The following is a 24,997-nucleotide window of genomic DNA, read 5'->3' as shown; positions in this document are numbered from 1 at the left end:
CGCCCGGCAGTCCACCGCCATCAGGGCGGCGAGCGAGACCTTCGGCCAGAACACGTCCACGTGTTGCAGGCCGGAGTTCCACCTCCCCGGCGATCACTGCAGCAGGTTTAGAGGAGCAGTCAGTGAAAGCCCCCCGATCCACGCACAATCCCCGCGACCTCAAGCGCTGGCGCCAGTACCTTGCCGACGAGCGCGCCGAGGCAGCCACCTACCGGGACCTCGCCCGGCGGCGGACCGGAGAGGAGCGCGACATCCTGCTCGCCCTCGCCGATGCGGAGGGCCGCCACGAAGCACACTGGCTGGGGCTGCTCGGCGACGAGGCGGGACGCCCGGTCCGCCCCTCGGTGCGGAACCGGCTCCTGGGGCTGCTGGCGCGGCGGTTCGGCTCGGTGTTTGTCCTCGCCCTGGCCCAGCGGGCCGAAGGGCGCTCTCCCTATGCAGCCGACCCCACCGCAACCAGCGCGATGGCCGCTGACGAGCAGATCCACGAGGAGGTGGTCCGGGCGCTGGCGACCCGCGGCCGGAACCGTCTCTCTGGGAACTTCCGGGCCGCAGTCTTCGGGGCGAACGACGGCCTCGTCAGCAACCTGGCACTCATCATGGGCATCGGGGCGACGGGCGTCTCCACCGGATTCATCCTTGTCAGCGGCCTTTTCGGCCTGCTGGCCGGCGCCCTCTCGATGGGCGCCGGAGAGTATGTTTCGGTCCGTTCCCAGCGGGAGCTGCTGTCGGCCACCCGTCCCACGCAGGTCACGCTGACGGCCTCCAAGGAACTCGACATCGCGGCGAACGAGCTCGTGCTCGTGTACCGGGCGCGGGGAATGACGCCGGAGGCCGCCACGCACCGCGCCGAGGAACGGATGGGGCTCGCGGCCTGCGACTGCGATCCAAGCTTCTCCTTGCAGCCCGAGAACGACACCTCTGAGGACGCCCATGAGCAGGTCGGCACCGGGCTGGGCGCCGCGGCGTCGAGCTTCTGCTTCTTCGCCTCCGGAGCGGTGATTCCGGTGCTTCCCTACCTGGTGGGCCTCACGGGCCTGGCCGCCATTGTCACGGCGTGCGTTCTCGTCGGGCTGGCGCTGCTGGCTACCGGCGCCGTCGTGGGGCTGCTGTCGGGTGCCTCCCCGCTGAAGCTCGCGCTGCGCCAGCTCGCCATCGGGCTCGGAGCCGCGGCGGCGACCTACCTGCTGGGAATGCTCTTCGGCACCACAGCCATCTAGAGCCCGGCTGGCGGGTCCTTCCCCGCCGGTGGGGTTGCCGGCCGGTCAGGGCCGCCCGGTTACGTACTCCTCGAGGCGTACCAGCGTCTTCTCAATGCTCTCCGGGTGCCGGCGTGTGAAGCCGGTCAGCCGCAGCACCAGCTTCCAGGGCACCGGGCGGGCGTCCCACTGCTCGGTGACGAGCGTTGACTCCCCGCGCGGTTCGAGGACGTAACGCCATACGTGGCGGGAGAAGTGGCGCCAGGCGATCCGGCGTCCCTCCTCGAATTCGACGACCTGGTTGAGGATCCGGTACCGGGGCCCGAGCTTCATGTTCATGCCGAAGCGGGCGCCCTCCGAGAGCCGCGCGGGGCCGCCGGGCTGTTCGCCGCGGACCGTGCCGGAGCCGTCAATCACGCTGTGAAGGGCAGGGGTGGCAAGCACCTCGAAGATGCGTGCGGCGGGCGCCTTGATCAGGCGGCTGCGGGTGATGAGGTAGCGGGAACCGGCGGGCGCCGGCGTCGTTGTCATGCGCCCATCGTGTCACGGGAGCGGCACAGCATCGCGGGCGCGTCCTGCATCGGTACGCAAAAGCCCCGGACCGCAGCGGTCCGGGGCTTTTCCATGTAGCTGGAGAGCTAGAGCGTGGCGTAGACCTCGCGCAGCAGGCGCGCGGTTTCGGACGGGCTCTTGCCGACCTTGACGCCGGCGGCCTCGAGGGCCTCCTTCTTCGCCTGGGCGGTTCCCGCGGAGCCCGAGACGATGGCGCCTGCGTGGCCCATGGTCTTGCCCTCCGGGGCCGTGAAGCCCGCGACGTAGCCGACGACCGGCTTGGTCACGTGGGCCTTGATGTACTCGGCCGCTCGCTCCTCGGCGTCGCCGCCGATTTCGCCGATCATGACGATCGCCTTGGTCTCGGGATCCGCCTCGAAGGCGGCGAGGGCGTCGATGTGGGTGGTGCCGACGATGGGATCGCCGCCGATGCCGATGGCCGTGGAGAAGCCGAGGTCGCGCAGCTCGAACATCATCTGGTAGGTCAGGGTGCCGGACTTGGAGACCAGGCCGACGCCTCCCTTGCCGGTGATGTTCGCCGGGGTGATGCCCACGAGGGACTCCCCCGGGGTGATGATGCCCGGGCAGTTCGGGCCGATGATACGGGTGACCTGCTTGCCGTCGGCGTCGACCTTGGACTGGGCCAGGGCCCAGAACTCGGCGGTGTCCTGCACGGGGACGCCTTCGGTGATCACGACGACCAGGCCGAGGCCCGCCTCGATCGCCTCGACGACGGCGTCCTTGGTGAAGGCCGGCGGTACGAACACGATGGAGACGTCGGCGCCGGTCTCGGCGACGGCCTCCTTCACGGTGCCATACACGGGCAGGGTGGTGTCGCCGTGGGTCACGGTAGTGCCGGCCTTGCGGGCGTTGACGCCGCCGACGACCTGCGTGCCGGCCGCGAGCATGAGGGCGGTGTGCTTGGTACCTTCGCCGCCGGTGATGCCCTGGACGATCACCTTTGAGTCTTTATTGAGGTAGATAGACATGGTGGGTTGCCTTTACTTTCCGTAAGCCAGCTCGGCGGCCTTGTCGGCGCCTTCGTCCATGGTGTCGGACAGGGTGATCAGGGGGTGGTTGGCTCCGCGCAGGATGGCGCGGCCCTCCTCCACCTTGTTGCCGTCGAGGCGCACCACCAGGGGCTTGTTGGCTTCGTCGCCAAGGATTTCAAGGGCCTTCACGATGCCGTTGGCGACCTCGTCGCAGGCGGTAATGCCGCCGAAGACGTTGACGAACACGCTCTTGACCTGGGAGTCGTTGAGGATGACGTCGAGGCCGGCGGCCATGACCTCGGCGGAGGCTCCGCCGCCGATGTCGAGGAAGTTCGCCGGGCGCACGTTGCCGTGGGATTCGCCGGCGTAGGCGACGACGTCGAGCGTGGACATCACGAGTCCGGCGCCGTTGCCGATGATGCCGACTTCGCCGTCGAGCTTGACGTAGTTGAGGTCGTTGGCCTTGGCCTTCGCCTCGAGCGGGTCGGCCGATTCCTTGTCCTCGAGCGCCGCGTGGTCGGCGTGGCGGAAGCCGGCGTTCTCGTCGATGGTGACCTTGCCGTCGAGGGCGAGGATGTCGCCGCTGCCGGTCTTCACCAGGGGGTTCACCTCGACGAGGGTCGCGTCTTCCTTGACGAACACGTCCCACAGCTTCAGGAGCGTCGCGGTGACGCCCTCGTGCAGTTCCGGTGCAAACCCTGCCGTTTCGACGATTTCCTGGGCCTTGGCCTGATCGATGCCGACGCCCGGGTCAACGGCAACGCGGGCCAGCGCCTCGGGGCGTTCCACGGCGAGCTGTTCGATGTCCATGCCGCCCTCGACGGAGCACATGGCGAGGTAGTTGCGGTTTGACCGGTCGAGCAGCACCGAGAAGTAGTACTCCTCGGCGATGTCGGCGCCCTGGGCGATCATGACGGTGTGTACCGTGTGACCCTTGATGTCCATCCCCAAGATGTCCGAGGCATAGCGGTGGGCTTCGTCCGGGGTCTTGGCCACCTTCACGCCGCCGGCCTTACCGCGGCCACCAACCTTGACCTGAGCTTTGACGACGACAACTCCGCCGATTTTTTCAGCTGCTGCTTTGGCTTCTTCAGGGGTATGCGCCACGATGCCGGCGAGCACGGGAACTCCGTGTGCCTCAAAGAGATCGCGCGCCTGATATTCAAACAGGTCCACGGGCTAGTGTCCTTCTACGTCGAAGTAGGTTTACACAGGGAACTTTAGTCCCTTGGCACTGGGGGCCTTTTCCAGACTACCCGTTTCGTGAGGAAGGCCACACTTCTATGAGTTGTAGAAAGAAATTGAATTAATTTAGGAGAAAACAGCGAATTATCCGGCCTTTGTGAGCGGCGCATAACGCAGCAGGAGGCGCTTTTCGCCCTCACCGAAGCGCACCTTCGCCACCGTCTTATCCCCGGCTCCTTCGACCGCGACCACGGTCCCGTTGCCGAAGGTTGTGTGGTTCACCTTGTCCCCGGGAGCCACTGAGATGACCTCCTTCTGAGGCTGGACGCGCCCGATGGCCTTGGCCGGGGAGGCCGTTGCCGCTCCGGAGCCGGAGGCACCTGAACCCCAGTACGATCCGCTGAAGCGCGGGCCGCTCGTCGGGCTGGCGTTCCAGGCCGGCAGGGACGCCCCTTCGCGCTTCCACTCGATGAGCTCGTCGGGAACCTCGGAGACAAACTGGCTGGCCGGGTTGTACTGGCTCTGCCCCCACATGCTGCGGACCTCCGACCGGGTCAGGTAGAGCCTGCGGCGGGCGCGGGTGAGACCGACATAGGCGAGCCGGCGCTCCTCGGCGAGTTCCTTCGGGTCGGTCGCCGACCGCTGGTGTGGGAAGATCCCCTGTTCCATGCCGGTGAGGAAGACCACCGGGAACTCGAGGCCCTTCGCCGTGTGAAGGGTCATCAGGGTCACGACGCCCTGGCGCCGCGCCTCCGCGACGGCCTGCTCGACCTCCTCGGCGGAGCCCTCCGGCGCATCCGGGATCGAGTCGGCGTCGGCGACGAGGGAGACCTGTTCGAGGAAGTCCCCGAGGGTTCCCTCCGGGTTGTCGCGTTCGTATTCGCGCACGACGGCGACCAGCTCCGCGAGGTTCTCGACGCGGGACTCGTCCTGGGGGTCGTTGCTGGTGCGCAGCTGTTCGAGGTATCCGGTCTGCTCGAGGACCGCCTCGAGCGCCGCGGCGGCGCCCGAGCCCGCCGCGACCTCGGCGAGGTCGTCGATGAGCTTGACGAAGCCTGCCACGGCATTCACCGACCGGGTCGCCATCCCTGGCGCCTCGTTGGCCCGCCGCAGCGCCTCCATGAAGCTGATGCGGTGCCGCTCGCTGAGCGCTGCGACCGCATACTCTGCACGGTCCCCGATGCCCCGCTTGGGCTCGTTGAGGATCCGGCGCAGGTTGACGACGTCGTCCTGGTTCACCAGGACCCGCAGGTAGGCCAGTGCGTCCTTGATCTCCTTGCGCTCGTAGAAGCGGGTGCCGCCCACCACCTTGTAGGGCAGGCCGACCCGCAGCAGGATTTCCTCAATGGAGCGCGACTGCGCGTTCGTTCGGTAGAACACCGCAACGTCTCCGGGGCGCAGGTTCTCCTCGTCCTGGAGCCGGTCGATCTCGTCGGCGATAAACCGGGCTTCCTCGTGTTCGTTCTCCCCCACGTAGCCGACGATCTTTTCGCCGTTGCCTTCGGCCGTCCACAACCGCTTCTCGGGCCGGTTGGGGTTGCGGGAGATCACGGCGTTGGCCGCGCTCAGGATGGTCTGCGTCGAGCGGTAGTTCTGCTCGAGCAGGATGGTGCGGGCATTCGTATAGTCATTCTCGAACTCGACAATGTTCCGGACGTCGGCGCCGCGGAAGGCGTAGATCGACTGGTCGGAGTCGCCGACGACGGTCAGTTCGGCGGGGTCGTCGGTGGTCTCCCCCGGCACCCCGACAATTTCCCGGACCAGGGCGTACTGGGCGTGGTTGGTGTCCTGGTATTCGTCGACGAGGACATGGCGGAACCGGCGGCGGTAGTAGTCGGCCACCCCCGGGAAGGCGCGGAACATGTAGACCGTCTGGGCGATCAGGTCGTCGAAGTCCATGGCGTTGGCCGAGCGCATGCGCTGGGCGTAGCCCTTGTAGACCTCGGCGACGGCGGTCTCGAACGGATCGGAGGGATCGGCAGCGTCGGCGTAGGCCTCCTCGTCGATCAGCTCGTTCTTCAGGGCGGAGATCTTGTGCTGGATGGCCTTGGGCGCGAAGCGCTTCGGGTCCAGGTCGAGGCCCTTGGCGGTGAGGGTGATCAGCCTCAGGGTGTCGGCTGAGTCGTAGATGGAAAAGTTGGAGTTGAGTCCGACGCTCGCAGCCTCCCGGCGCAGGATGCGCACGCAGGAGGAGTGGAAGGTGGAGATCCACATGCGCTGGGCGACGTCCCCGATCAGTGCCTCGATGCGCTCGCGCATCTCGGCCGCCGCCTTGTTGGTGAAGGTGATCGCGAGGATTTCCCCGGGCCGCGCCCGCCCAGTGGCCAGCAGGTGGGCGATGCGGTGGCTGAGCACGCGGGTCTTGCCCGAGCCGGCGCCGGCGACGATGAGCAGCGGGGAGCCGCTGTGGCGGACGGCTTCCTCCTGCTGCGGGTTCAGCCCCTCGAGGAGTTCGCGGGCACGCTCCTCGCTGGGGCGCGCGGAGACGGGGCTGTGTGCCAGTGCCGGATCGGACGATGCGGAGAGCTGCCCGCCCTGGGGCTGTTTCGAACCTGGGTTCTTGGGTGCGGGGTACGGGTCGAAAAGCATATCCATGGTGCCCACCAGTCTAGGCGCTGGCTCCGACCGTCGGCGCGGTCGAACTGCGCCGGGCCCTTCCACCCCGCGTCCGTCCCGTGCGCACGGCGCCTGCACGCAGCACACCTACCGCTTTCCCAAACGCAGCGGGCACTGTCGGATGCTTTTCGACAGGGTGAGCGAAGCAGGTAAGCTAAGAGCGCCCGGGGTGCTTTTTTCGGCCCCGCAGGCCTCTGTAGCTCAGTAGGATAGAGCGTCCCTCTCCTAAAGGGAAGGTCGTCGGTTCGATTCCGGCCAGGGGCACTTCGATGAAAGAAGGGGCAGCACTGCCCCAACCCCGAGGCGGCCATGACCCACGTACTCTCCATTGCGGCCCTGTGCCTGCTCGACGACGCCGGACGCCTCCTCCTCGTGCGCAAGCGCGGCACCACACTGTTCATGCAGCCCGGGGGCAAGCTCGAGCCCGGGGAAAGCGCGGCGGCGGCCGCGGTCCGAGAACTTGATGAAGAACTAGGGCTCGCCGTCCTGCCTTCCCGGCTTACGGACCTCGGCCGCTGGTACGGACCCGCCGCCAACGAGCCGGACACCTTCATCGACGCCGCCGTGTTCCTGGGCCCGCTCGAGGGTACCCCGGTCCCCGCAGCGGAGATCGAGGAGATCGGCTGGCTTGACCTGGCGGCGGCCGGGAGCCGGACCGACCTCGCCCCGCTGCTGACAGAGTTCGTCGTCCCCGCGCTGGCCACCCTGCCGCCGCCGGACCTTACGGCGTGGCGGGCGCCCCGCTGAGCACTTCGGGGTCCTCGTCCGGCGCGGCGTTCTTCTGCACCGCGAACTGCGTCCGGTGCAGCTCCGCATAGCGGCCCCCGCGCTCCAGCAGTTCCTCGTGGGTGCCGCGTTCGGCGATCCGGCCGTCCTCGACCACGAGGATCAGGTCGGCGCTGCGGATCGTCGAGAGCCGGTGCGCGATCACCATGGCGGTCCGCCCCTCGAGCGCCTCGGTGAGCGCAGCCTGCACGGCGGCCTCCGAGGTCGAGTCGAGCGCCGCCGTCGCTTCGTCGAGGATGACGACGCGGGGCTGGGCCAGCAGCAGCCGGGCGATCGTCATGCGCTGGCGCTCACCGCCGGAGAGCCGGTAGCCGCGCTCGCCGACCATGGTGTCGAGCTGGTCGGGAAGCGAGCGCAGCAGCGGCTCCAGGCGGGCGCGGCGGACGGCGTCCCAGATCTCGTCCTCCGTCGCCTCGGGGCGCGCGAGGAGCAGGTTCGACCGGATGGTCTCGTGGAAGAGGTGCCCGTCCTGGGTCACCATGCCCAGGGTGGAGCGCATTGAGGCGAAAGTGAGGTCACGGACGTCGGCCCCGGCCAGGCGCACCGCGCCGCTGTCGACGTCGTAGAGGCGCGCCAACAGCTGCGCGATGGTCGACTTCCCTGCGCCGGAGGTTCCCACCAGCGCCACGGTCTGCCCGGGCTGGATGGTGAAGGAGATCCCGTGGAGTACTTCCTCGCCTCCCCGGGTGTCGAGGGTGGAGACCTCCTCCAACGAGGCCAGGGAGACCTTGTCGGCCGACGGGTAGGCGAAGCGGACGTCGTCGAACTCGATGGTGACGGGACCGGGCGGCACCTGGCGGGCGTCGGGCTTTTCCTGGATCAGGGGTTTCAAGTCCAGGATCTCGAAGACCCGCTCGAAGCTCACCAGGGCACTCATGATCTCGACCCGCGCGTTCGCCAGGGACGTCAGCGGCGCGTACAGCCGCGTGAGCAGCAGGGCGAGGGTCACCACCTCGCCGGTGTCGAGCTGCCCGCCGAGGGCGAGGGTTCCGCCGAGGCCGTAGACGAGCGCCAGGGCAAGTGCGGAGACGAGCATCAGCGCAGTGAAGAAGATGAACTGGAGCATGGCCATGCGCACGCCGATATCGCGGACGCGGGCGGCGCGGACCCGGAATTCCTCGGACTCGGCCTCGGGCCGGCCGAACAGCTTCACCAGGGTGGCTCCGGGTGCGGAGAACCGCTCGGTCATCTGGGTGCTCATCGCCGAGTTGTGGTCGGCCGCTTCCCGCCGCAGCGCCGCGAGTTTTCCGCCCATGCGCCGCGCCGGCACCAGGAACAGCGGGAGCATCACGATGGCAAGGACGGTCACCAGCCAGGAGGTGCTCAGCATGACGATAAGGGTCAGGGCGAGCGCCACGGTATTGCTGACCACGCCGGAGAGGGTGCCGCTGAAGGCCTGCTGGGCGCCGATCACGTCGTTGTTGAGCCGGCTCACCAGGGCGCCGGTGCGGGTGCGGGTGAAGAAGGCGATCGGCATCTTCTGGACATGATTGAACACCGCGGTGCGCAGATCCAGGATGACACCCTCGCCGATGTTCGCCGAGTACCAGCGGGTGGCCAGGCTGACGGCGGCGTCCGCCACCGCGACCAGGGCGATGACGACGGCGAGCCAGATCACCGTCTGCGTCGAGCCGCGGGCGACGATGACGTCGACGACCTGCCCGGCGAGCACCGGGGTTGCGACGGCGAGGAACGCGGCGGCCACCGACAACAGGATGAAGAGCGTGAGCTTCACCCGGTAGGGCACCGCGAACGCGACAATGCGTTTCAGCGTTTCCTTCGAGAATTTGTTCGTGCGGTCCTTGGCGGTGGAGATCCGGTAGAGGGAACTCCACGCCGCGCCTTCCATGCTCATGCAGGTGCCTTCCGTTCAGCCTCTCCAAGCTTAGGCGCTCGGGCTGCCCGGCTCCCGGAGTATGCCCAAGGCACAATTTGGAACGGGTTTTCAAGGGTCTGCGGGAAAGTTCGACATCTGGCGTCACACTGGGTCGCCACCGCCGCGGAACAATGACAGGGTTCAGTGTTGTTGCACATTGTAGAAGGCGGTTCACCGCGCCGCCCGCAGACACCCCCCAAAAAGAATTAAGGACCTCATCATGACCTTCCGTCTGTCCGTCCTCGGCACCGCCGCAGCGCTGGCCCTTGCCGTCACCGGGTGCTCGGCTTCGTCCGACTCCGGAGGAGCAGGCGGCGGAGCCACCGAGGCGGCGCCGTCGACCCTCCAGGAAATCCAGGAAGCCGGCGTTCTCACCGTCGGCACCGAGGGCACCTACAAGCCCTTCAGCTTCCACGAAGAAGGCAACGGCGACCTCACCGGGTACGACGTCGAGGTCATCTCCGCCGTTGGGGAGAAGCTCGGTGTCGAGGTCGAGTTCGAGGAGACCCAGTGGGATGCGATTTTCGCCGGGCTCGAGGCGGGCCGTTTCGACGCGATCGCCAACCAGGTCTCGATCACCGACGACCGCACCGAGAAGTACGTCTTCTCCGATCCCTACACCGTCAGCAAGGGCGTAATCGTCACCAGCGCCGACAATAACGAGATCACCTCCTTCGAGGACCTCGAGGGCAAGCGCACCGCCCAGTCGCTCACGAGCAACTGGTACAAAATGGCCAAGGAGGCCGGCGCCGAGGTCGAGGCCGTCGAAGGGTGGGCCCAGTCGGTCTCCCTCCTCCAGCAGGGCCGGGTCGACGCGACGATCAACGACGAGCTGACCTACCTCGACTACCAGAACACCGAGAAGGACGACTCCATCAAGGTTGCCGCGGAAACCGAGGAGACCTCGGAGAGCGCCGTGGCATTCAAGAAGGGAAGCGAAGACCTGGCCGAGGCCGTCAACGACGCCCTGGACGAGCTGCGGGCCGATGGTACCCTTGCCGAGATTTCGACGAAGTACTTCGGCGCCGACGTCAGCAAGTAATCCCACCCGGTCCGCCGGCGGCTGAGCCGCCCGGCGGACCGGCAGGTGGACCCGGAATCTCCGACCCGGAACCCACCGCCGGGCCATTCGACGCGGCCGCGCGCAGATACGCGGAGGGAAGGACGACTAAGTGGATTGGGAGCTGTTCCGGAGTTCGTTCTGGCCTATCCTCCGGGGCGGCCTGACCGGAACCATCCCGCTGACGCTTGTCTCCTTCGTCGTCGGCCTGACTCTGGCCCTGGTCCTCGCCCTGATGCGGATCAGCGGCAGGCGCCTGCTTTCGGGCATCGCCCGCGTGTACATTTCGCTGGTCCGGGGTACGCCCCTGCTGGTGCAGCTCTTCGTCGTCTTCTACGGGCTCCCCTCGATCGGGGTGGTGATCCCGCCGTGGCCAAGTGCCGTGATCGCGTTCTCGCTCAACGTCGCCGGCTACGCCGCCGAAATCCTGCGGGCCGCGATCCTGTCGGTACCCAAGGGCCAGTGGGAAGCCGGGCACACCATCGGCATGTCCCGCCGGCGCACCCTGCGGCGGATCATCCTCCCGCAGGCGGCCCGCGTATCGGTGCCCCCGCTGTCGAACACCTTCATCTCCCTAGTGAAGGACACCTCGCTTGCCTCACTGATCCTCGTCACCGAGCTGTTCCGCGAGGCCCAGCAGATCGCCGCCTTCAGCCGGGAGTTCATGTTCCTGTACCTTGAGGCCGCACTGATCTACTGGGTGTTCTGTTTCGTTCTCGCCGCCGGGCAGGGAGCACTCGAGAAAAGGTTGGACCGCTATGTCATCCACTGATCCGGCTCCGGCCCGCACGCAGACACCCGGTGAGGTGCTGCTCAGCGCCACGGGCCTGCAGAAATCCTTCGGCAGCAACATGGTGCTCCGCTCCATCGACCTGACGGTGTGCCGCGGTGAGGTCGTCGCCCTGGTCGGGCCCTCCGGGTCGGGCAAGACAACGGTGCTGCGCTCCCTGAATGGGCTGGAGGTGCCCGACGGCGGGACCGTCGCCTTCGCCGGCGGACCGTCGGTGAACTTCGGCGGAACCGTTTCCGGCCGGGAGCTGTCCGCCCTGCGCGACCACAGCGCGATGGTGTTTCAGCAGTACAACCTCTTCCCTCACCGGACGGTCCTCGAAAACGTCATCGAGGGTCCGGTGCAGGTGCAGAGGCGCCGCCGGGCCGAGGCGGTCCAGGACGCCGAGAAGCTGCTCGACCGGGTCGGGCTCCTCGAGAAGAAGGACCAGTACCCCTTCGAGCTCTCCGGCGGGCAGCAGCAGCGGGTGGGAATCGTTCGGGCCCTGGCGCTGCGGCCCGACCTGCTGCTCTTCGACGAGCCCACCTCCGCCCTTGACCCCGAGCTGGTGGGCGAGGTGCTCAAGGTCATCAAGGATCTGGCCGAGGAGGACTGGACCATGGTCATCGTCACCCACGAGCTCGCCTTCGCCCGTGAGGTCGCCGACGAGGTGGTGTTCATGGACGGCGGCGTCGTCGTCGAGCGCGGCCACCCGGACCAGGTGCTGCGCAACCCCGAGCACGAACGGACCCGGCGCTTCGTCCAGCGCCTGCTGCACCCCTTCTAGCGGGGAGCGCCCCGCCAACCCCGCCGAAACCGCAGCTCACCACGCTTCGCCGGCGCCGAAGGGTGGTTACCTGCACACTCGGCGGGATAGAAACCGCTTCGGGCCGCATGGGCCCACCCATGGAGGGCGAGCGTCAGGCTACACCGAGCTCCCGCCGCACCAACGGCAGCACCTCGGTGCCCAGCAGTTCGATCGACTCGAGCACCTTCGCCTGCGGCACCGAGGAGAAATCGAACTGGAAGATGTGGCGGTCGTGCTGCATCTGGGCGGAGGTCAGCACGATCTTCTGCGCCACCTCCTCCGGGGTCCCGACGAAGACCGCACCGGCGCGTGCCGCCTGCATGTTGTACGTCAGGCCGCTGGGGGTGGGAAATCCACGCTCCGCCGAGATCCGGGTCATAGTATCGAGCCAGTACGGCCGGAACACCTCCCGGGCGCCCTCCCGAAGCACCAGGCCCACGCTGCTCACCCCGACCCGCAGCGCACCGGGATCGTGCCCGGCCTCCGCGGCGGTGGCCCGGTACAGCTGGGCGTGCTCGGCGAAGTTGCCGACCGTCCCGCCCAGCATCGCGTACATCACCGGGCGGCCCAGGCGGGCGGCCCGGACCGTCGACGACAGTGTTCCGCCGGTCGCGATCCAGACATCGAGGTGGCCCGACGGCGGGCGCGGCAGCACGAGGGCGTCCTTCAACTCCGGCCGGAACCGCCCGCTCCAGGTGACGCGCTCCTGCGCATCGAGCTGCAGGAGCAGGCGGATCTTCTCCTCGTAGAGCGCGTCGTAGTCCTCGAGCGCGGCACCGAACAGGGAGTAGGACTCGATGAAGGATCCCCGCCCCGCCGTCAGCTCGGCCCGGCCGCCGGAGAGCAGGTCAAGCGTGGCGAACTGCTGGTACACCCGCACCGGGTCCTCAGTGCTCAGCACGGTCACGGCGGAGCCGACATGGATCGAGGTCGTCTGGGCCGCAGCGGCGGCGAGCACCGGAATGACCGAGGAGACGGCATAGTCCGGGCGGTGGTGTTCGCCGATGCCGAAGTACGAAAGGCCCACCTCGTCGGCAAGCCGCGCCCGTTCGAGCAGGTGGGCCATGCGCGCCTGAGGGGAGACCCGCTCTCCGGTGACCGGATCGGGGTGGAGGTCGCCGAAGCTGAAGACGCCCAGTTCCACTGGACTACCCGGCGGCCGGCACCGAACGGTCCGCCGGACCGGTGTCCACGGCGGCACCGGCACCGGTACCGGTATCGGCGGCAGATCCGGCCCGGATCCGCTCGGGGTGGGAGTAACAGTTGAGCGAGGAGCCCCTGCTGAAGCCCACCAGGGTCATGCCGGCGTCGTCGGCCAGGTCGGCCGCCAGGGACGACGGCGCGCTGACGGCGGCCAGGATGGGGATCCCGGCGAGCTGGGCCTTCTGCACCAGCTCGAAGGAGGCCCGTCCTGAGACCTGGAGGATCGTGCCTGCCAGGGGAAGGCGGCCTTCGCGCAGCGCCCAGCCCACCACCTTGTCCACGGCGTTGTGCCGGCCGACGTCCTCGCGCAGGCAGAGCAGTTCCCCGCCGGCCGTGAACAGGCCGGCGGCGTGCACCCCGCCGGTGCGGTCGAACAGTTTCTGGGATTCCCTCAGCCGGTCCGGCAGCCCGAGCAGGACCTCAAGGTCGACCCCTGCCGTGTCGGCCCTCAGGTCGAACCGCGAGGACTTGCGCACCGCGTCGATCGAGGCGGTGCCGCAGATTCCGCAGGAACTCGAGGTGTAGACATGGCGTTCAAGGGCCGTGTCGGGTAGCACCGTGCCCGGGCGCAGCTGCGCCTCTACGACGTTGAAGGTCTGCCGGCCCGACTCGTCCACCCCGGCGCAGTACCGAAGGCTCGGCAGCTGTCCGGGCTCCCACACCACGCCTTCGGAAACCAGGAATCCGGCGACAAGGTCGAAGTCGTCGCCCGGGGTGCGCATGGTCACAGTGAAGGCCGACCCGCCGAGCCGGATCTCAAGGGGTTCCTCCCCCGCCAGGGCGTCCTCGCGCCGGCGGGGATCCGCCGTCGAGCGGAAGGTGGTGATGCGGCGCCGCTGGGTGACCCGGTTCATGGGGAGCCTCCTTGAGATGGTCTATCTCGAGGGTAGCCGCATCACTGCGGAGTGGGCCATGGCAGGTCGATGGCCTGCATCGGCTGGTCGGTGGCGCATCCGGCGGATGGCACCACCATGACCCCGTGTGCCATAGCCAGGCCGCGGAGCATCCCGGAGCGCTGGTGGGTGCTGGGCTGGGCCCGCCCGCCCTCATTGCGGTACGGCACCAGCCTGCTCCTGCCGGGCAGGGGCTCGAAGTCGGCCCCGCTGAGCACCTGGCGCAGCGGCGGGAGCGGCGCCCCGCGCAGCCCGGCGATCAGCGGCCCGGCAACGGTGAGCATCGCCATCATCGCCGCGAGCGGGTTCCCCGGCAGTCCCACCAGGAACCGCCCGTCGGGCAGCCGGGCCAGCAGGGTCGGATGACCGGGCCGCATGGCGATCCCGTCGATGATCAACTCGGCCTCGAGCGCCGCAAGGGCCCGCCGGATGTGGTCGGCGGATGACCCTCCAGTGCCGCCGGTCGTGATCAGGACGTCGCCCGAGGCCCGGGCGAGCGAGGCGGCATCGGTGGCCTCGGCGCTGATGGCGTGCACGACGTCGTCGAAGTCGTCGCTGGCCCGGCCCGCAACATCGACATGGCCGCCGAGCATCGCCACGAACGCCGGCAGCTGCGGCCCGAAGGTGTCGCGCACCTGTCCGGGCTGCGGCAGCCCGGCCTCGATCACCTCGTCCCCGGTCATCAGCAGCGACACCCGCGGGGCCCTCAGGACCGCCAGGGTGTCGTGGCCGCACACCGCCGCGAGGGCGATCTGCGCCGGGTTCAGGATGACGCCGGCGGGAATGGCGGTCGAGCCGCTGGCCGCTTCCTCGCCCGCGGGGCGGATGTGCTCCCCCGGCGCCGGTTCGTCGGCGCGGGCAAGGTCGTTGCGGTTCAGGATGTCCCCGCGCACCTGGCCGTGCTCGGTCCGCAGGATCCCCGTGGTGTTCGCCGGCACGGTGCCGCCGGTGAGGATGAAGGTGGCCTGGCCCGGCTCGAGCGCGACGGTGCCCGAGTCGCTGTGCGGGGCGTTCAGCCTGCGCGGGTCCTCAACCGGCGGGTGGACGAAGGTCCACGGCGGCGGGCCGCTGACGGCCCACCCGTCCATCGCCGATGAGGCGTAGTGCGGAATTTCCTGAAGCGCGGTGACCGGCTCGGCGAGCGTCTGCCCGAGGGCATCGGCCAGCGGCACCATCTGGTACGGCATGGCCTTGCCCGCGGCGTGGGCCACCTGCCGGGCATCCTCCCAGCCGAGGTTGCGCCCCGCCCCAGCGCTCAAGAGCCGGCCCCTGCGGCGTCGCACTGGCGCGCGGCGAGGGCGAGCGCGGAGCGCATGGCGACCTCCTCCGAGGCCTGGCCGCTGCCCGCCGCAAGCCCAGCGGCGTAGCCGGCGACGAAGGTGGTCAGCGGTGCCGCCGGCCGGACCACGGCGTGGGCGGCCTTTCCGGCCAGTGCCAGCACCGCGTCGATGTCCACCCGGGACTCCTCGAGCTCAAAGGCGGCCAGCAGGTTCTCACACCACTGAGAAAGTAATTGATCGCGCTCATCCATGCGGGCCCTCCCGGGGTTGGTTAGCCGCCGTCGACCCCGAGGGCCCGTGCATCGTCCCACGTGTCGACGTCGAGTGTCGTTCCCGGTGGAACCGGGACCGGTCGAACACTCACCCTAGCAAGGAGGGCTTTCATCGAAAGATTTTCCACACCGCCGGCCTCGACCGCCGCCGTCACCGCGCCCTCGAGGTCACTGCGCCGGTACAGCGCGGCCAGCGGCTGATCCCGGCCCGCGTCGGAGGCCATCACGGAGGTGCCTGACTCGGCGGCCGCCGTCAGCAGGACCGCGACCGCCTGCCCGGACCGGGGCATGTCGCAGGCGAGCACCATCAGCCAGGGGGCGGTGGAGCGGCCCGGCTCCGGTTGGGCCAGCGAGGCGGCCAGGGCGGCGGCGGGTCCGCCGAACGGCGGGTCCTCACGCACGAAGACCAGGGGCGGGGCCCCCTGCGCCCGGCGCACCCCGGCGGCCGGCTCAGGGCCGACGACGGTGATGCGGCCCGCGCCGGCGACCGCCTGCAGGGTGATCTCGAGCAGGGTCGTCCCGGCGATGCGCAGGGAGGCCTTCGGTGTTCCGCCCAGGCGGCTCGACCTGCCGCCGGTCAGGATGACGGCGTCGAACGCCGGCGGGACGGTCGCGCTCACGCGGCCCGTTCGGAGAGGTACTCGCTCCAGGAGGGCGCCGGTTTTTCAAGTTCCTTAAGCTGCCACAGCGGCCCGCGGGGCGGCTTGGGCACAAACCGGAGGCTCCAGCCGAGACTGGCCAGGGTCTTGTCCCCCTTGGTGTTGTTGCAGCGCAGGCAGCAGGCCACCATGTTCTCCCAGGTGTCCCCGCCGCCCCGGGAGCGGGGAACCACGTGGTCGATGGTCGTCGCTGTCTTCCCGCAGTAGGCGCACAGGTGGTTGTCCCGCCGGAGGACGCCCCGCCGGGTCACGGCCAGGTCGTGGCGGTATGGAATCTTCACGTACCGGTTCAGCAGGATCACCGACGGCCGCCCCAGGATCTCCGTCGGCCCGACGACCGGCTCGTCGTCTTCCGCAATAACGCTCGCCTTTCCCGTGAGCACCAGCACCAGGGCGCGGCGGAATGTCACAACCGCCAGTGGCTCGAATCCTGCGTTCAAAACGAGAGTGCGCATGCGCATGCCTCTTTGCGGACTATGTCCCGCCGCCGGCTGCCACCCCGGAAGTTCGGGATAAGTTCTACGGATTAACAATGCCTAGGGTAGCCGCCCGGCGCCCGGGCGGGAACACATCACTGCTCCCGTCCGGATCGCAGGATGCACCCTGCCCCCGTCTCCGCACCGCGGGACGGACACTGTTAACGAACGACGGGCCGGCAGGTTTCCCTGCCGGCCCGTCGATTAATACGGGGAGATCAGCCGCCAACGCGGATGAACACGGGGCCCGAGCCGAGCTGGGCCGGCGCAATGACCGTGGTGTTGCCGTTGAAGCCACCGTGGACGGCCTGGCCGCCGCCGATGTACACGGCGATGTGGGCCAGGCCCATGCCGCCGTCGGCGTAGTAGATGAGGTCGCCGGGGACAGCTTCGGCGGCGCTGACGGTGCGGCCCAGGGAGAGGTAGCCGGCCGGCCAGCCGTGGAAGTTGATGCCCGCGGCGGCGAGGGCGTTGCTGACGAGGCGGGTGCAGTCCTGCATGACTCCGAGCTGACCCTTGGCGGCGGCGGCGATGGTCGCTGCCTTGCCGGAGGAGGCGCGCGGGGCGGCGGGTGCCGCAGGAGCAGGAGCCGGGGCGGGTGCAACCGCCGCGGTGACGACCTTGGCGGCGGGTGCCGGCGTCTGGACGGCGGGGGCGGCGGGAGCGGCGGGAGCCACAGCCGGGGCGGCCACGGGGGCCGGCGCTGCCACGGGGGCGGGAGCCGGTGCTTCGACGACGACCGGCTTGGCGACGGCCTTCACGGGGGTGCGGTTGAAGGCAACCTTCGCGTTGACGTCGGCGACGACGGCGGCGGCCGGCGCCGCGGTCACCTGGAGCGTCGAGGTGAAGGATTCACGCTCGGGCTGCAGGTCGGCTGCGTTCGCCGCAACACCGGAGGTGAGGACGAGGCCGGACGCTGCGGCAACGACAGCGGCCTGGCGGCCCATTCCGCCGGCGTTGTCGCTGACGGCCTTGGCGAGGGTGGTGAGGGTGGCCGAACGCTGCGCTTCGCCGCGGTGGCGGGCAATGGAGGCGCGATTAGACATGGGAGATCTCCAGAAGGTGGTGAAAGAAGGGTTTTAGCGAACGCGGACGAAGCTTGCGCCGGGCAGATCTGACAGCGAGTGAAGACCGGTGTTCAGTCCGTTGAGGCCACCGCTGATGACCTGGCCGTTGCCGACGTAGATGGCGACGTGGCCGCCGGTGATGACAAGGTCGCCGGCCGCGGGGGTTCCGACGACGTCGCCGTACTGGAAGAACTGGCCGGGGGCGAGGTCGCCCACCGACTTTCCAACCGAGCGGAGGGCCTTCTCGACCATGGCGGTGCAGTCCTGTGCGACACCGATCTGGGAGTAGGCGGATCCGACGAGTGCGGCGCCGATGCCGGAGGAAGGAACCTCGGGCTTGGCGGTGGGAGCGGCGGAGGCCGGAGCCGGGGCGGCGACGGCGGCAACCCGCACGGGAGCGGGAGCCGGAGCGGCAGGGGCAGCGACTGCGGGCCGGACGACGGCGGCCGGGGCGGCGGGGGCCTCGACGACCGGTGCTTCGACGACCGGTGCTTCGACGACGACGGGCGCGGGGGCCACGGTGACGGCTTCGCGCTCGAACGAGACGGCGGCGGTGGCCGCTGCGCTGACGGCTGCGGTTTCCGGAGCGGTGACGCTCAGCGAGGAGGAGGACTGTACTTCGCGCTCGGCGGTGGAGGAGCCGTGGGCCGGGAGGCCGGCGGCGAGCACGAGGCCTGAGGCGGCGACGACGGCGGCGGCCTGGCGCCCGACCGAGCCGGCATTCGAGGTGACGGCCTTTGAGAGAGCCGTTAGCGGATTCACAGGAGCCTGGGCGGCGCGGTGGCGACCCAGAGAAGAGCTATTGGACACGTTTGATTGCCTCTCCCAATGCCTGCGAGGTGAGCTGTCGGATTCGGATGGGAGTCACCCGGCCGCTGAAATCAGCGACTTAACCCCAAGGATTTCTAAACGAAACCCAAAAATTGGTTCCCCCGCCTCTGCCATGCGAATTGTGCGGACGGACCTCAGGCAATGGCAGAGCTAGGCGATTTGCTTGAGGGCGCCGAATCTATAACGATTCGGCACGAGTAGTACCGTACCTCACATCTATCACAATTGTCACATTCAGATCACGACAAGTGTGTCGCCCGTCAGAGCCAGCCCATCGGGTCCACCGGACGCCCGCTGATCAGGACCTCAAAATGGAGGTGGCAACCCGTTGAGGAGCCTGTGCTGCCGCTCGTCCCGACGGTAGCTCCCCGCGCGAGGACATCCCCTTTGGCGGCCTCCATCGAGGCGAGGTGGTTGTAAGTCGTCTCGAGGCCGTTGCCGTGATCGACGACAACCCGGTTGCCGCCGCCGTAGGGGTGCCACCCGGCGGACACCACGGTCCCGTCGGCCGCGGCCCGCACCTCGGTGCCGCACGCGGCGCTGAAGTCCTGCCCGGAGTGGAACTCCCCGGCAACCCCCGTCATCGGGCTGACGCGGTGGCCGAACCCGGAGGTGCCCCTCAGGGTCTCAAGCGGCCCGCTCAGCGAGCCCTTCACGCCCAGCGGCACTCCCGGACGGTCCGAGGCGGCGACGATGGCCCTGAGTTGGGTGTCGAAGTCCTGGGAACCTCGAAGGGGAACGGGGGTGAAGCTGATGCTTGCCGATTCCGGGGCGCGGACCTCCCGCCGTTCAGGCACGGTCCCGGCGGCCGAAGCCGAGGTGCCTGCGGCTGTGGTCGGCAGGGCCGCCATCAGGACCAGCCCGGAGACGGCCGCGGCCATCGCCAGCTTCTGTCCGACCCGGTCCGGCGAGCCGCCGGTCCACCGGCCGTTGCGGCGCCGGCTGGTCCGGTGCGCGTCCCGCGGCCGCGGCGCGGGCCGGGCGGGTTCCGCGCGGCGGCGGCCCGATACTCGGTGTTTCGGCATGCTGTCCCCTTTCACTGCCGATGCCCGCACGGCGCCGGGCAGGGCGCACCCGGGGCGCCGCAGCGGCGGACGCGTCCCGGGGCGAAAATGCTGTGCGCTCCTGCGGGCCGGCGCCGGCGGCGGGCTTGTCCCCGCGGCCGCGCGGGGATCAGGAGACGATCGGGAACAGTCTCACAGCAAGAGGCCCGGGCGGCAAAACGGGTCAGCGAACCGCGTCGCTAAAACTGGTCAGCAAACCGGGCCAGCCGGCCCGGTGCGGCACGAAGGGGTGCACACGGAGCGGCGGACAGGCGGCACGTCGGATCGGATGTACGCCCGGGCCCGCCCGGGCCGGGCGGAGGGCCTGTTGGCGCTAGGCGACGGCGACGAAGACGTGCGCGGCGACCTCGGGCGGCAGCTCGAGGGCACCCTCGACCCCGGGAACCCGGACCGAGACGTACCCGCCCACGGACTCGAGGTTAAGGGAGGCCCCGGGGCGCAGGCCGCCTTCGGCCAGCTGCGAGAGCAGTTCCGGGTCGACCTGGATCGGCTCGGCGAGGCGCAGCAGGGTCACCGAGGAGTCCGGCCGGTAGTCGTCCATCGCGGCCAGCAGCGTCGTCACCCCGTCGGTGGTCGACTCGGAGGCGACCCCTCCGATGGCCTCAAGCCCGGGGATCGGGTTGCCGTAGGGCGACTCGGAGGGTTGGCCGAGCAGCTCGTAGAGGCGCCGTTCGACCCGCTCGCTCATCACGTGTTCCCACCGGCAGGCCTCTTCGTGCACGTATGCCCAGTCGAGGCCGATGACGTCGCTCAGCAGCCGTTCGGCGAGGCGGTGCTTGCGCATCACCCCGGTGGCGCGGTGCCGGCCGAGTTCGGTCAGTTCGAGGTGACGGTCGCCGGAGACGACGACGAGCCCGTCGCGTTCCATCCGTCCGATTGTCTGGGACACCGTCGGACCGGAATGGCGCAGCCGTTCGGCGATGCGGGCCCGAAGGGCAACGATGTTCTCTTCCTCGAGCTCAAGGATGGTCCGCAGGTACATCTCGGTGGTATCGATGAGATCCGTCATAACCGTTCGGCTCCTAGGTACGGCACAATGCGGGGCAGGTAAAGAAAACGCGCGCTGCAGCACGTCCGGGTGGGGCCGACCGCGTCCCTACGCCCCCTCAGGTTAACCCATGCACCACGCGCCCCGGCAATTCAGCGAGACCGCGCACCCGGGTCCGTGCCGGGCTTCACAAATAACCCGGCGAACCGGTCCTGGGGCAGAATGAGGCGCGTTGCCCCAGTACCCACGATCCGCACGGAGGACCAGTGAGCGAGCCCTTGGACCTGTCGATTCCCACCGATCTGCTGCCCCGGGACGGCCGGTTTGGTGCAGGCCCGTCGAAGGTCCGCGGCGAGCAGCTCCGGGCCCTCACCGAAGCCAATCCGTCGATCCTTGGCACCTCCCACCGGCAGAAGCCGGTGAAGAACCTCGTCGGCGCTGTCCGCGAGGGCCTCTCCACCTTCTTCGGGGCGCCGGACGGCTACGAGGTGGTACTCGGGGTGGGCGGTTCGACCGCGTTCTGGGACGCCGCGGCCTTCGGGCTGGTGGAGTCGAAGGCGCAGCACCTTTCCTTCGGGGAGTTCGGCTCGAAGTTCGCCGCCGCCACCGACAAGGCACCCTTCCTCGAGCGTTCCTCGATCCGCTCCTCCGAGCCCGGGACCCGGCCGCTCCCTGCGGCGGAGGCAGGGGTGGACGCCTATGCCTGGCCGCAGAATGAGACCTCGACGGGGGTCGCGGCGCCCGTCGAGCGCGTCGCAGGCGCGGACGACGGGGCGCTGATGCTCATCGACGCCACCTCGGCCGCCGGCGGACTGGCGGTCGACGTCTCCCAGTCCGATGTCTACTACTTTGCGCCGCAGAAAAACTTCGCCTCCGACGGCGGGCTGTGGCTGGGCCTGTTCTCCCCCGCCGCGCTGGAGCGGGCGGCGCGCATCGACGCCTCCGACCGGTGGATCCCCGACTTCCTGAACCTGCAGACGGCGATCGGGAACTCGCAGCTCAACCAGACCTACAACACGCCGTCCCTGGCGACTCTGGTGATGCTCAACGCACAGGTCGAATGGCTGCTCGGCAATGGCGGCATGGAGTTCGCGGCGGCACGCACCGCCGATTCGGCCGGGCGGGTCTACGCCTGGGCCGAGGCCTCCCCCGTCGCCACCCCCTACGTCCAGCGCCCGGAGGACCGCTCGAACGTCATCGCCACCATCGATATCGCTACGCCGATCCGTGCCGCACGGGTCGCGTCGGTGCTGCGCGCCAACGGCATCGTCGACGTCGAGCCTTACCGGAAGCTCGGCAGGAACCAGCTGCGGATCGCCACCTTCGTCTCGATCGATCCGGACGATGTTTCGGCGCTGCTGGCCTGCATCGACTACGTCATCGAAAGGCTCCCGGCAGACGGTCCGACGGAGTGAGGCCGGCGCGGGTGTGAGGCGGGTCAGTCCGCGGGGGCCGGCGGCGCCTCGTGCGTGATCCGCAGCCGCCGCGGAGCGGAGCGGTCGTACCGGATCCGGACCTCGTGGTACCGCCAGGCCCAGAACAGCCCGGCGGACGCCGCCACCAGCCCTGAGGCTGCGGCAACGCCCAGGCTCCAGCGCGGCCCGAAGGCGTCCGAGACCCAGCCGACGACGGGCGCCCCGAGCGGCGTCCCGCCCAGGAAGATCGCCAGGTACAGCGCCATCACCCGTCCGCGCATCACCTGCTCCGTGGTGGTCTGCACGTAGGCGTTGGCGCTGGTGAGAAGAGTGAGGGCGAACAGGCCGACGGGGACCAGGGCGAGGCCGAACAGGATCAGGTTCGGTGCGAGCGCCGCCAGGACGCATGCCGCGCCGAAGGCTCCGGCGGCACCAAAGACGAACCGCAGCCGGGGCTGTTCCCGCCGGGCCGACAGCAGCGCCCCGACGACCGACCCGATCGCCATGACCGAGGACAGCACCCCGAACACCCCGGCTCCCTGCCCGAACTCGGTGCGGGCCATGGCTGCGATGAACACCGCGAAGTTCAGGCCGAAGGTCCCGACAAGGAAGATCGTGAGCAGCACCATCATCAGGTCGGGCCGGCCCCGCACATACCGGAAGCCCTCCCGGATGCGCCCCTTGCCCGGTGGCGATTTGGGCTGGACCTGCAGGTCGGGGGTGCGGAGCACGAGCAGGGTGTACACCATGGCGCCGAAGGTGAGCGCGTTGATCAGGAACACCCACCCGGGCCCGACGGCGGCGGTCAGCAGCCCGGCGACGGCGGGGCCGACGAGGCGGGCGGCGTTGAAGGAGGCGCTGTTGAGGGCCACGGCATTGGGCAGGTACTCATCGCGTACCAGCTCCGAGGTGAAGCTTTGCCGCGCCGGCGCGTCGAAGGCGGACACGACGCCGAGGGCCAGGGCGAACGCATAGACGTGCCAGAGCTCGGCCATGCCGAGCACGACGAGCAGGCCGAGCCCGACGGCGAGCACCGCCATGAGGACCTGCGTTGCCTGCAGCAGCTTCCGGCGGTCTACCGTGTCGGCGACCAGCCCGGCCAGGGGCGAGATCAGCAGCTGCGGGCCGAGCTGGAGGGCCAGGACGATGCCGAGGGCGGAGGCGTTCTGGTCGGTCAGGATGTCGTAGACGAGCCAGTCCTGGGCCGTGCGCTGCATCCAGGTGCCGACATTCGATATCGAGGCACCGATGAACCACCGGCGGTAGTTCGGGATGCGCAGCGACCGGAACGTGCTCATCAGCGCACTCCCGGACCGTCCGGACCCCTCGAAGGCAAGACGCTAGTCGTCCCGGCCCGGGGTGAAAGGCTCCGCGAAGATCGGCCCGGCGGCCGGTTCGGCGGCAGGACCGGAGGGAAGCGCGTCAGCCTCGGAAGGCCCCGCCGCGTCCGGTTCGGGACCGCCGCCGTCGGTCACCGGCTCGTCCGTGCGGCTGTCCGCCGCCGGCTTGTCGCTACCGCCGTCGGTGGTGGGCTCGTCGGTGGCGTTGTCAAGCTCCGGCTCGTCGGTGGCGTCCTCGGCCGCAGGTTCGACGGCAGCATTGGGGGTCACCGGTTCGTCGGTGGCACGGTCCGTGTCGTCGGGAGCCCGGTCAGTGCCTGGCTCGCTGGTTCCGGCGTCGGTTCCCGGAACCGGGTCCACGGAGGCTGGCTCCTGGGCGGTCAGTTCAGTCGCCGGCTCGCCGGGAGCCGCCGGGTCGACGGCGTCCTGATGGTCCTCGGGTCGCACCCGTTCGGACCACGGCAGCCACTGAGGCGCCAGCAGCGCCGTCTCCGAGGGCAGGAGGCCAACCTCGCAGATCGTCGGTTCCTTACTGCGGGCCACCCGGGCCAGGGTGATGAACCAGTGCCAGTTCCCGTAGCCGGGGACGAAGGCCTCGAAACGGTGGGTCGTGAGGCGCTCACCCTCGGGGTAGGAGGTGACGTGCCCGCCGACCTGCTCGGCCGGGGCCATCTGGAGGATGCCCTCCCGCGCGAAGTCGACCGCGGCCGCAAGCACGGCGTCGGGCTTGGCCTGCCGTCGGGCGGGCCGGCGTTTCACGGGAGCATCGGCGTCGACCGCGTCCGTGGCGGTGGCGGGATCGGCTTCCAAGGCGTCGGTGCGGGCGGGGATCACGGCAGCCTACGCGTCCAGGTCGTCGGCGACGGCGCGCAGCACGGCAGCGACCTTCGACGCGTGGGACTTCTCGGGGTAGCGGCCCTTGCGCAGCCCGTTGGACACACCGTCGAGCAGTTTGATGAGGTCCTCGGTGATGACCGCCATGTCGTCGGCCTTCTTGCGGGTGCCCTTGACCACCGAAGGCGCCGCCTCAAGGATCCTGGCCGAGAGGGCCTGAAGCCCCCGCCGGCCATCGGCGACTCCGAATTCGAGTTTCGTGCCGACCTTGACCTCGGTCACGCCGGCGGGCAGGGCGGAAGCGTGGAGGAAGACCTCCTTGCCGTCGTCGGTGGCGACGAAGCCGAAGCCCTTCTCAGCGTCGAACCATTTCACTTTGCCGATGGGCACGTAGTTACCTCTTCTTGGTCTGCTGGGGCGGTGTCCGCCTGCTGTCTGGGGGAGCCCGGCGCTGCGGCAGGATTCTGCCCTGGCGGCCACTGGCGGGGAGGTCTTTAAGATAAAAGAATATCCCCTCGGGGCTTACTCGTGTGCGCGGGCGTTCTTGTACGCTGTAAGCGTTATGGAAGCCTCTCAGATCCCGGCCCCGCCGGCCGCCGCACCTCAGCGCGGGCGCACCGCCCTGATGCTCGCCGCCGTCACCTGCACGGCCCTGGGCCTTGCCTCACTGATCGCTGTCCTGGTGGGAGCCTGGCTGCAGGGATCCGCCTGGCCCGGCTTCGTCTACGCGGCGTTCATCCTGCTGCCGCTGGCTTTCCTGCTGATGGTCGCCCTGGTCCTTGGGGCGGTCATCACGCGCCGCAGGAGCTGAGGCGGGAAACCCCTGCCGCAC

At 69.3% G+C, this 24,997-nt stretch carries 25 protein-coding genes, 1 tRNA gene and 1 riboswitch; of the genes, 8 read left to right on the top strand and 18 right to left on the bottom strand.

The annotated features are described in order from the left end of the window. The first annotated feature begins 122 nt into the window (after positions 1-122). Entirely contained in the window at positions 123-1,220 is a 1,098-nt protein-coding gene (locus E2F48_RS04425) for a VIT1/CCC1 transporter family protein (protein WP_246018518.1), read from the top strand. Between the two features lie 45 nt (positions 1,221-1,265). Here the strand turns inward: E2F48_RS04425 and E2F48_RS04420 are convergent, their stop codons facing one another. The 4 genes from E2F48_RS04420 to pcrA form a co-directional block, all read right to left on the bottom strand. Then, positions 1,266-1,730, bottom strand: a complete 465-nt coding sequence (locus E2F48_RS04420; protein ID WP_133402811.1) for an SRPBCC family protein — start codon at positions 1,728-1,730, stop codon at positions 1,266-1,268. Between the two features lie 107 nt (positions 1,731-1,837). Continuing rightward, on the bottom strand, positions 1,838-2,740 hold the full coding sequence (sucD, locus tag E2F48_RS04415) for a succinate--CoA ligase subunit alpha (RefSeq protein WP_133402810.1): 903 nt from the start codon (positions 2,738-2,740) through the stop codon (positions 1,838-1,840). 12 nt (positions 2,741-2,752) lie between these two features. Continuing rightward, entirely contained in the window at positions 2,753-3,919 is a 1,167-nt protein-coding gene (gene sucC, locus E2F48_RS04410; protein WP_133402809.1) for an ADP-forming succinate--CoA ligase subunit beta, read from the bottom strand. Positions 3,920-4,072: 153 nt separating this feature from the next. After that, on the bottom strand, positions 4,073-6,523 hold the full coding sequence (gene pcrA / locus E2F48_RS04405; RefSeq protein ID WP_133402808.1) for a DNA helicase PcrA: 2,451 nt from the start codon (positions 6,521-6,523) through the stop codon (positions 4,073-4,075). 211 nt (positions 6,524-6,734) lie between these two features. On the opposite strand from pcrA, the gene E2F48_RS04400 reads away from it, so the two are divergent. Both E2F48_RS04400 and E2F48_RS04395 read left to right on the top strand, forming a co-directional pair. Then, positions 6,735-6,808, top strand: a tRNA-Arg gene (locus E2F48_RS04400). Between the two features lie 45 nt (positions 6,809-6,853). Then, a complete protein-coding gene (locus tag E2F48_RS04395) occupies positions 6,854-7,291 on the top strand; it encodes an NUDIX hydrolase (RefSeq protein ID WP_133402807.1) in 438 nt (145 codons plus the stop codon). On the opposite strand, the gene E2F48_RS04390 is transcribed toward E2F48_RS04395, so the two are convergent. Continuing rightward, positions 7,266-9,185 carry an ABC transporter ATP-binding protein gene (locus tag E2F48_RS04390; protein ID WP_133402806.1) on the bottom strand — a complete coding sequence of 640 codons (1,920 nt, stop codon included), beginning with the start codon at positions 9,183-9,185 and terminating at the stop codon, positions 7,266-7,268. The genes E2F48_RS04395 and E2F48_RS04390 overlap by 26 nt on opposite strands. 241 nt (positions 9,186-9,426) lie before the next feature. Here E2F48_RS04390 and E2F48_RS04385 point away from each other — a divergent pair, with 241 nt between their 5' ends. The 3 genes from E2F48_RS04385 (at position 9,427) to E2F48_RS04375 (ending at position 11,822) form a co-directional block, all read left to right on the top strand. Further along, on the top strand, positions 9,427-10,248 hold the full coding sequence (locus tag E2F48_RS04385) for an amino acid ABC transporter substrate-binding protein (RefSeq protein ID WP_185149791.1): 822 nt from the start codon (positions 9,427-9,429) through the stop codon (positions 10,246-10,248). A gap of 130 nt (positions 10,249-10,378) precedes the next feature. Then, entirely contained in the window at positions 10,379-11,038 is a 660-nt protein-coding gene (locus tag E2F48_RS04380; protein ID WP_133402804.1) for an amino acid ABC transporter permease, read from the top strand. Then, positions 11,025-11,822: an amino acid ABC transporter ATP-binding protein gene (locus E2F48_RS04375; protein ID WP_133402803.1), complete on the top strand. Its 798-nt coding sequence runs from the start codon at positions 11,025-11,027 to the stop codon at positions 11,820-11,822. Before E2F48_RS04380 ends, E2F48_RS04375 begins: the two co-directional genes overlap by 14 nt. Before the next feature lie 133 nt (positions 11,823-11,955). On the opposite strand, the gene E2F48_RS04370 is transcribed toward E2F48_RS04375, so the two are convergent. From E2F48_RS04370 to E2F48_RS04330, 10 genes are all read right to left on the bottom strand, one after another. Continuing rightward, on the bottom strand, positions 11,956-12,987 hold the full coding sequence (locus tag E2F48_RS04370; RefSeq protein WP_133402802.1) for an LLM class flavin-dependent oxidoreductase: 1,032 nt from the start codon (positions 12,985-12,987) through the stop codon (positions 11,956-11,958). A 4-nt stretch (positions 12,988-12,991) separates the two neighbouring features. Then, positions 12,992-13,900, bottom strand: coding sequence for a formate dehydrogenase accessory sulfurtransferase FdhD (gene fdhD, locus E2F48_RS04365; protein ID WP_133402801.1), 909 nt, complete (start codon positions 13,898-13,900; stop codon positions 12,992-12,994). A 41-nt stretch (positions 13,901-13,941) separates the two neighbouring features. Further along, on the bottom strand, positions 13,942-15,198 hold the full coding sequence (locus E2F48_RS04360) for a molybdopterin molybdotransferase MoeA (RefSeq protein ID WP_133402800.1): 1,257 nt from the start codon (positions 15,196-15,198) through the stop codon (positions 13,942-13,944). Then, complete coding sequence (locus E2F48_RS17465) at positions 15,195-15,470, bottom strand: DUF6457 domain-containing protein (protein ID WP_221411623.1); 276 nt, start codon at positions 15,468-15,470, stop codon at positions 15,195-15,197. Before E2F48_RS17465 ends, E2F48_RS04360 begins: the two co-directional genes overlap by 4 nt. A 20-nt stretch (positions 15,471-15,490) precedes the next feature. Then, positions 15,491-16,111, bottom strand: coding sequence for a molybdenum cofactor guanylyltransferase (gene mobA / locus E2F48_RS04355; RefSeq protein ID WP_221411622.1), 621 nt, complete (start codon positions 16,109-16,111; stop codon positions 15,491-15,493). Continuing rightward, on the bottom strand, positions 16,108-16,605 hold the full coding sequence (locus tag E2F48_RS04350) for an HNH endonuclease (RefSeq protein WP_133402799.1): 498 nt from the start codon (positions 16,603-16,605) through the stop codon (positions 16,108-16,110). The genes mobA and E2F48_RS04350 overlap by 4 nt, the downstream gene beginning before the upstream one ends. 239 nt (positions 16,606-16,844) lie before the next feature. Next, positions 16,845-17,672, bottom strand: a complete 828-nt coding sequence (locus E2F48_RS04345) for an NlpC/P60 family protein (protein ID WP_133402798.1) — start codon at positions 17,670-17,672, stop codon at positions 16,845-16,847. Positions 17,673-17,705: 33 nt separating this feature from the next. Beyond that, entirely contained in the window at positions 17,706-18,455 is a 750-nt protein-coding gene (locus tag E2F48_RS04340) for an NlpC/P60 family protein (protein ID WP_246018517.1), read from the bottom strand. Positions 18,456-18,508: 53 nt separating this feature from the next. Beyond that, a riboswitch (cyclic di-AMP (ydaO/yuaA leader) is annotated at positions 18,509-18,660 on the bottom strand. 124 nt (positions 18,661-18,784) lie between these two features. Beyond that, positions 18,785-19,549, bottom strand: a complete 765-nt coding sequence (locus E2F48_RS04335) for a M23 family metallopeptidase (RefSeq protein WP_133402796.1) — start codon at positions 19,547-19,549, stop codon at positions 18,785-18,787. Positions 19,550-19,901: 352 nt separating this feature from the next. After that, positions 19,902-20,597 (bottom strand): iron-dependent transcriptional repressor DtxR, encoded by a 696-nt coding sequence (locus E2F48_RS04330; RefSeq protein WP_133402795.1) that lies wholly within the window; start codon positions 20,595-20,597, stop codon positions 19,902-19,904. Positions 20,598-20,842: 245 nt separating this feature from the next. Between E2F48_RS04330 and serC the strand changes: the two genes are divergently transcribed. Beyond that, positions 20,843-21,991 carry a phosphoserine transaminase gene (serC, locus tag E2F48_RS04325; protein ID WP_133402794.1) on the top strand — a complete coding sequence of 383 codons (1,149 nt, stop codon included), beginning with the start codon at positions 20,843-20,845 and terminating at the stop codon, positions 21,989-21,991. Positions 21,992-22,014: 23 nt separating this feature from the next. On the opposite strand, the gene E2F48_RS04320 is transcribed toward serC, so the two are convergent. The 3 genes from E2F48_RS04320 to E2F48_RS04310 are packed head-to-tail and all read right to left on the bottom strand — an operon-like array spanning position 22,015 to position 24,555. Continuing rightward, positions 22,015-23,289 (bottom strand): MFS transporter, encoded by a 1,275-nt coding sequence (locus tag E2F48_RS04320; RefSeq protein ID WP_133402793.1) that lies wholly within the window; start codon positions 23,287-23,289, stop codon positions 22,015-22,017. A 42-nt stretch (positions 23,290-23,331) separates the two neighbouring features. Then, positions 23,332-24,165: a DUF3027 domain-containing protein gene (locus tag E2F48_RS04315; protein WP_133402792.1), complete on the bottom strand. Its 834-nt coding sequence runs from the start codon at positions 24,163-24,165 to the stop codon at positions 23,332-23,334. Positions 24,166-24,171: 6 nt separating this feature from the next. Beyond that, complete coding sequence (locus E2F48_RS04310) at positions 24,172-24,555, bottom strand: cold-shock protein (RefSeq protein WP_120169921.1); 384 nt, start codon at positions 24,553-24,555, stop codon at positions 24,172-24,174. A 172-nt stretch (positions 24,556-24,727) separates the two neighbouring features. Between E2F48_RS04310 and E2F48_RS04305 the strand changes: the two genes are divergently transcribed. Continuing rightward, positions 24,728-24,976 carry a hypothetical protein gene (locus E2F48_RS04305; protein WP_133402791.1) on the top strand — a complete coding sequence of 83 codons (249 nt, stop codon included), beginning with the start codon at positions 24,728-24,730 and terminating at the stop codon, positions 24,974-24,976. The last annotated feature ends 21 nt before the right edge of the window (positions 24,977-24,997 follow it).

Source organism: Arthrobacter crusticola, assembly GCF_004357995.1.
Lineage (GTDB): Bacteria > Actinomycetota > Actinomycetes > Actinomycetales > Micrococcaceae > Arthrobacter_D > Arthrobacter_D crusticola.
The sequence above is the reverse complement of the archived record's forward strand: the minus strand, read 5'-3'. Positions and strand labels throughout refer to the sequence as shown.

Excerpts from the sequence above, each read along its gene's own strand:
- E2F48_RS04420 (WP_133402811.1), bottom strand. The coding sequence starts at position 1,730 with ATGACAACGACGCCGGCGCCCGCCGGTTCCCGCTACCTCATCACCCGC.
- sucD (WP_133402810.1), bottom strand. The coding sequence starts at position 2,740 with ATGTCTATCTACCTCAATAAAGACTCAAAGGTGATCGTCCAGGGCATC.
- pcrA (WP_133402808.1), bottom strand. The coding sequence starts at position 6,523 with ATGGATATGCTTTTCGACCCGTACCCCGCACCCAAGAACCCAGGTTCG.
- E2F48_RS04395 (WP_133402807.1), top strand. The coding sequence starts at position 6,854 with ATGACCCACGTACTCTCCATTGCGGCCCTGTGCCTGCTCGACGACGCC.
- E2F48_RS04390 (WP_133402806.1), bottom strand. The coding sequence starts at position 9,185 with ATGAGCATGGAAGGCGCGGCGTGGAGTTCCCTCTACCGGATCTCCACC.
- E2F48_RS04385 (WP_185149791.1), top strand. The coding sequence starts at position 9,427 with ATGACCTTCCGTCTGTCCGTCCTCGGCACCGCCGCAGCGCTGGCCCTT.
- E2F48_RS04375 (WP_133402803.1), top strand. The coding sequence starts at position 11,025 with ATGTCATCCACTGATCCGGCTCCGGCCCGCACGCAGACACCCGGTGAG.
- fdhD (WP_133402801.1), bottom strand. The coding sequence starts at position 13,900 with ATGAACCGGGTCACCCAGCGGCGCCGCATCACCACCTTCCGCTCGACG.
- E2F48_RS17465 (WP_221411623.1), bottom strand. The coding sequence starts at position 15,470 with ATGGATGAGCGCGATCAATTACTTTCTCAGTGGTGTGAGAACCTGCTG.
- E2F48_RS04350 (WP_133402799.1), bottom strand. The coding sequence starts at position 16,605 with ATGCGCACTCTCGTTTTGAACGCAGGATTCGAGCCACTGGCGGTTGTG.
- E2F48_RS04345 (WP_133402798.1), bottom strand. The coding sequence starts at position 17,672 with ATGTCTAATCGCGCCTCCATTGCCCGCCACCGCGGCGAAGCGCAGCGT.
- E2F48_RS04335 (WP_133402796.1), bottom strand. The coding sequence starts at position 19,549 with ATGCCGAAACACCGAGTATCGGGCCGCCGCCGCGCGGAACCCGCCCGG.
- E2F48_RS04330 (WP_133402795.1), bottom strand. The coding sequence starts at position 20,597 with ATGACGGATCTCATCGATACCACCGAGATGTACCTGCGGACCATCCTT.
- E2F48_RS04320 (WP_133402793.1), bottom strand. The coding sequence starts at position 23,289 with ATGAGCACGTTCCGGTCGCTGCGCATCCCGAACTACCGCCGGTGGTTC.
- E2F48_RS04305 (WP_133402791.1), top strand. The coding sequence starts at position 24,728 with ATGGAAGCCTCTCAGATCCCGGCCCCGCCGGCCGCCGCACCTCAGCGC.